The 4,706-nt window shown below is 66.0% G+C and carries 7 protein-coding genes; 3 read left to right on the top strand and 4 right to left on the bottom strand.

Going from position 1 to position 4,706, the window contains the following annotated elements:
* The 4 genes from EOD07_RS23375 to EOD07_RS23360 form a co-directional block, all read right to left on the bottom strand.
* A partial coding sequence (locus tag EOD07_RS23375; protein WP_164772455.1) for a HupE/UreJ family protein occupies positions 1-580 on the bottom strand: 580 nt, incomplete at its 3' end.
* Positions 581-605: 25 nt separating this feature from the next.
* Positions 606-857: a DUF1272 domain-containing protein gene (locus EOD07_RS23370; protein WP_041003806.1), complete on the bottom strand. Its 252-nt coding sequence runs from the start codon at positions 855-857 to the stop codon at positions 606-608.
* 12 nt (positions 858-869) lie between these two features.
* On the bottom strand, positions 870-1,172 hold the full coding sequence (locus EOD07_RS23365; protein ID WP_041003069.1) for an urease subunit gamma: 303 nt from the start codon (positions 1,170-1,172) through the stop codon (positions 870-872).
* A gap of 21 nt (positions 1,173-1,193) precedes the next feature.
* Positions 1,194-2,036, bottom strand: a complete 843-nt coding sequence (locus tag EOD07_RS23360; protein ID WP_245470423.1) for an urease accessory protein UreD — start codon at positions 2,034-2,036, stop codon at positions 1,194-1,196.
* 255 nt (positions 2,037-2,291) lie between these two features.
* Between EOD07_RS23360 and EOD07_RS23355 the strand changes: the two genes are divergently transcribed.
* The 3 genes from EOD07_RS23355 (at position 2,292) to EOD07_RS23345 (ending at position 4,599) form a co-directional block, all read left to right on the top strand.
* Complete coding sequence (locus EOD07_RS23355; RefSeq protein WP_041003067.1) at positions 2,292-2,546, top strand: acyl carrier protein; 255 nt, start codon at positions 2,292-2,294, stop codon at positions 2,544-2,546.
* 4 nt (positions 2,547-2,550) lie between these two features.
* Positions 2,551-3,759 (top strand): beta-ketoacyl-[acyl-carrier-protein] synthase family protein, encoded by a 1,209-nt coding sequence (locus EOD07_RS23350; protein ID WP_127237137.1) that lies wholly within the window; start codon positions 2,551-2,553, stop codon positions 3,757-3,759.
* Positions 3,760-3,894: 135 nt separating this feature from the next.
* Positions 3,895-4,599: a glutathione S-transferase N-terminal domain-containing protein gene (locus tag EOD07_RS23345; RefSeq protein ID WP_040987107.1), complete on the top strand. Its 705-nt coding sequence runs from the start codon at positions 3,895-3,897 to the stop codon at positions 4,597-4,599.
* Positions 4,600-4,706: the final 107 nt, after the last annotated feature.

Below are 4,706 nucleotides of genomic sequence, written 5' to 3'. Positions count from 1 at the left end.
GGGCGAGGCCGATGCCGACCGCAGCACACGCGGCGCCGGCGGCACGCACGAGGCCGCGGAAGCGCTGGCCGAGGCTGAGAGCCGCCGCGATGCCGATGCCGTGCAGCAGCGCCGTGGCCACCGCGAAGCCCGCCATATAGTCCAGTCCGGCGGCATTCTCCGGCACTTCGGTGCCGTGGGCGTGACCGTGGAACAGCGCGAACAGGCCGATGATGGCGACACCGACGGAGACCGGCAGGTCGATCGCCAGCGCCACCAGCAGCCCGAGCGCCACGACGGAAGCGAGGATAGCCGGCTCCACCAAGGGCACCGGCACATGCAGCATGCCGAGCGCTGCGCCAACCAGCATCACGCCGACAAAGGCAAGCGGCCAAGCAAGAACCGCCTTGCCGCCCTTCAGCGCCGCCCACAGGCCGACAGCGATCATCACGGTCATATGGTCGAGCCCGGACAGCGGATGCGCGAAACCGGCGGCGAAGGACGAGGTGGAGCCTGCGCCGACATGGGCGTAAGCCGGCATGGCGGCCGCCAGGAAAAGGATCGCGGCAAGTGTGGTTCGTTTCGTCGAAGCGGGAATCATCTTTCTGCCCTTCCAAATCATGTGGTTACGCGACCCTGCGCGCGCAGCCTTCGGCCTTGAGCACGCGTTTGGTCGACGGCGGATATTTCGTCAGCTTGGCCGCCGGCCGAATCGGCCGCGGCGCGAAATTGCCGCCGCAATTGGGGCAGACGCCGCCCAGCACGGTGTCCACGCAGTCGGCGCAGAAGGTGCATTCGAAGGTGCAGATCAAGGCATCGGTCGCCTCCGGCGGCAGGTCCTTGTCGCAGCACTCGCAATTGGGCCTGAGCTCCAGCATCGGTCTTCCTCCTCACCGGATCGGTTCATGCACGGTGACCAGCTTGGTGCCGTCGGGAAACGTCGCCTCGACCTGGACGTCGTGGATCATCTCGGCGATGCCGTCCATGACCTGGGCGCGGGTGACGACATGGGCGCCCGCCTCCATCAGTTCCGCGACCGGACGGCCGTCGCGCGCGCCTTCGACAACGAAGTCGGTGATCAGGGCGATAGCTTCGGGATGGTTGAGCTTGACGCCACGCTCCAGGCGCTTGCGCGCCACCATCGCCGCCATGGCGATGAGCAGCTTGTCTTTTTCACGCGGCGTAAGATTCATGCAATGTCCCGGTATCTCAGATCAGAGTGACCACAATTTGGGCAGGCCCGCCCGTCCATTGAGCAGTTCGACGAGCGGAACCAGCCGCTTGCGGAGCTGGTAGCCGTCGCCGGCACAGAGCCTCGCAAGAAGCTTGCCAGATCGGCCGACGTTCCAGAAACTGGCGCCGCCGCCGCCACTGATAACGGGGCCGCCGATGCCTGGATCGCCGACGATGGTGCGGACCTTGTCCAGCAGGTCTTCCGCCTGCGGCGAGACGAGCAGCACCGTGGCAACGGCAAGCGCGCCGCCGGTCGCCGCCCGCCGCTGGAGCGTCGCCGCGATATCCGGGCCGAGCCGGAAATCCTCGGCATGAATCAGCGCGCCGCCCTGGCGGACCCGCCAGCGGTCATGGAAACTGCCTTGAACCGTCCGCTCGCCCATAGCCAGCCGGCCGAACAGCGTGGCTTCGAGCATCAATGCCTCGGCATCGTCGCCAAGCTCGACATCCAGCGTGCGGGCGAAGGCGGCGCGGTCGAAAACGATGGTTTCCTGCGGCAACCAGGCGATGCGCCCGCCAGGGGCGACCCGCAGGCCGACGCTTGTCTCGGCCCTGTCGGCGGCGGCGCGATAGACCTTCTCGCAGGCCTGGGTGGTGATGGAGGCGGAGGCGCCGGCGCCGACCTCGATCGTCCAGCCGAGGCGGTCGCCGCCGGTCATTCCGCCGGCCGTGTTGATGAGCACCGCTTCGAGCGGATCGCCTTCCACCGCCGGCATGCGGATCTTGGCCGATCCGTCCTGGTAGAGCCGCTGCAGACGTGTCCGGCCGTCGCTCTTGCCGCAGAAAAGCCTGGCTCGCCCGGCAACACGTTGCGCGGCGGGCAAAGGAGTGGCAGCCAAAGGCAAGGCGGGCCGGGATGTCAGGGCGTTCTCGATCGTGTCCACGATTGCAGGTTAAGCACTCTGGCGGCTTTGTCGATATATCGCTTGTTGCTTGACATCGTTTTGGTTTCTATAGAGGGAAGCCACCCTGGAGCGGTCGCGCGATGTCTGGCGAGGTAAGGGCAACGGCGTTGTTGGATCCGGGGATCAAAAGGGCGCTGATCAGTTGGCGTCGGGAAACGACAGGGAAGGAACCGAATGGCTGACCAACTGACGACCGAGATCATCGAAAAGATCAAAGCGCATGCCGACACCGGCGGCGAGGAAATCACCGCCAGCACCGATCTCGGAACGCTGGGCATCCATTCGCTGGAGTTGACCGAGATCATCTTCGATCTCGAGGAAAAGTATGGCATCGAGATCGAGATGAACACGGTCGACGCCTGGAGCAATCTCAAGAACGTCGGCGACATGGTCGAGGCGGTTCGCGAACTGATCGCGAAAAAAGCCTGACTGCATGCAAAAACGCGTCGTCATCACCGGTATTGGCGGGATTTGCGGGCTCGGCAACGATGCGCCGGCGATATGGGACGCCATGCGCGCCGGCCGCTCGGCCATCGGCCCTATCGACAATCCGTCGCTGCATGACCTCAAGGTCAAGACCGGTTGCGAAATCAAGCAATTGCCGGACCATGGCATCGACCGCAAGCAGGTGGTGTCGATGGACCGTTTCAGCCTGCTGGCGGTGATCGCGGCGCGGGAAGCCATGCGGCAATCGGGCTTGACCGCGCATGCGGACAACACCTACCGGATGGGCGCGATCGTCGGCATCGGCGTCGCGGGCTTCGAGACCATCGAGGAGAATTACCGCGCGATCCTGCTCGAAGGGCGCAACCGTGCCGCCATCTTCACCGTGCCGAAAGTGATGCCGGGCGCGGCCGCCGGCCAGGTCAGCATGGCGCTCGGGCTGCGCGGCCCTGTTTTCGGCGCCACGTCGGCCTGCTCGTCGGCCAACCATGCGATTTCCTCGGCCGTCGACCAGATCAGGCTCGGCCGCGCCGACGTGATGGTCGCCGGCGGCACCGAAGCGCCGCTGGTGTGGGGCGTGCTGAAGGGCTGGGAGGCGCTGAGAGTGCTTTCGCCCGACACCTGCCGGCCGTTCTCGGCCGACCGTGCCGGCCTTGTGCTCGGCGAAGGCGCCGGCATGGCGGTGCTGGAAAGCTACGATCACGCGATGGCGCGCGGCGCCACCATTTTGGCCGAAATCGCCGGTGTCGGGCTTTCGGCCGATGCCTCCGACATCGTCGCGCCGACCGTCGAGGGACCGGAAGCGGCCCTGCGTTTTTGCCTGGCGGATGCCGGGCTCAACCCGGAAGACGTCGACTATCTCAACGCGCACGGCACCGGTACCAAGGCCAACGATCAGATCGAGACAGCGGCGATCAAGCGCGTCTTCGGCGACCATGCCCGTTCGCTTTCGGTATCGTCGACCAAGTCGATGCATGCGCATTGCCTGGGCGCTTCGGGCGGGCTGGAGATGATCGCCTGCGTGATGGCGATCCGCGACGGCATCGTGCCGCCGACCGCCAATTACCGCGAGCCGGACCCGGAATGCGACCTCGACGTGACGCCGAACACGGCACGCGAGCGTAAGGTGCGCGCCGCGCTCAGCAACAGTTTCGCCTTCGGCGGAACCAATGCGGTGCTGGCCTTCAAGGCGGTCTGATCCCGGTCAGTCGGTTGACTCTGTGTGCACGGCTGGCCGTTTTCGCCGTGTATTGATCCCGGCTGGCCGGAGTCCTAATTCTTTGCTCACCCGCCACAGGCGCCGCCCGGCGCCAATCCGCATCCGGAGTTTCCGATGACCGACCTGTCCGCCTTTCCGATCGCCAAGCGCTGGCCGGCCGAGCACCCCGACCGCCTGCAACTCTATTCCGCCACGACGCCCAACGGCGTGAAAGTGTCGATCGCGCTGGAGGAGATCGGCCTACCCTACGAGCCGCATTATGTCGACATCGGCAAGAACGAGAGCTGGACGCCGGAATTCCTGTCGCTCAACCCGAACGGCAAGATACCGGCGATCATCGACCCGGACGGTCCGGGCGGCAAGCCGATCGGCCTGTTCGAGTCCGGCGCCATCCTGCTCTATCTGGCAGACAAGACCGGCAAGCTCATGCCCGCCGATCCGGCGCGGCGCTACGAGACGATACAGTGGGTGTTCTTCCAGATGGCGGCGATCGGTCCGATCTTTGGGCAGGTCGGATTCTTCCACAAATTCGCCGGGCGCGAAATCGCCGACAAGCGGCCGCTGGAGCGTTACCGCGACGAATCGCGGCGGCTGATCGGCGTGCTCGAAACGCGGCTGAAGGGCCGCAAGTGGATCATGGACGACGACTACACCATCGCCGACGTATCGATGCTGGGCTGGGTGCGCAACCTGATCGGCTTCTACGAAGCGCGCGAGTTGGTCGGCTTCGATGATTTCCCGATCGTCGCCGACTGGCTCGAGCGCGGCCTGGCGCGGCCGGCGGTGAAGCGGGGCCTCACCATCCCGGCGAAGGGCTGAGCCCTCACTTCGTCTTGGCGCTCGCGCCGCCGCGGCCGAACACGGACGCCGCGAGCCGCGCGGTAGCGACGACCGCTCCTGTAGCGACGCTGGCCACGGTGCGGATC

Source organism: Mesorhizobium sp. M2C.T.Ca.TU.002.02.1.1, assembly GCF_003997225.1.
The sequence above is the reverse complement of the archived record's forward strand: the minus strand, read 5'-3'. Positions and strand labels throughout refer to the sequence as shown.

Coding starts and splice junctions, on each gene's coding strand:
- EOD07_RS23350 (WP_127237137.1), top strand. CDS start 2,551: ATGCAAAAACGCGTCGTCATCACCGGTATTGGCGGGATTTGCGGGCTC.
- EOD07_RS23370 (WP_041003806.1), bottom strand. CDS start 857: ATGCTGGAGCTCAGGCCCAATTGCGAGTGCTGCGACAAGGACCTGCCG.
- EOD07_RS23365 (WP_041003069.1), bottom strand. CDS start 1,172: ATGAATCTTACGCCGCGTGAAAAAGACAAGCTGCTCATCGCCATGGCG.
- EOD07_RS23345 (WP_040987107.1), top strand. CDS start 3,895: ATGACCGACCTGTCCGCCTTTCCGATCGCCAAGCGCTGGCCGGCCGAG.
- EOD07_RS23355 (WP_041003067.1), top strand. CDS start 2,292: ATGGCTGACCAACTGACGACCGAGATCATCGAAAAGATCAAAGCGCAT.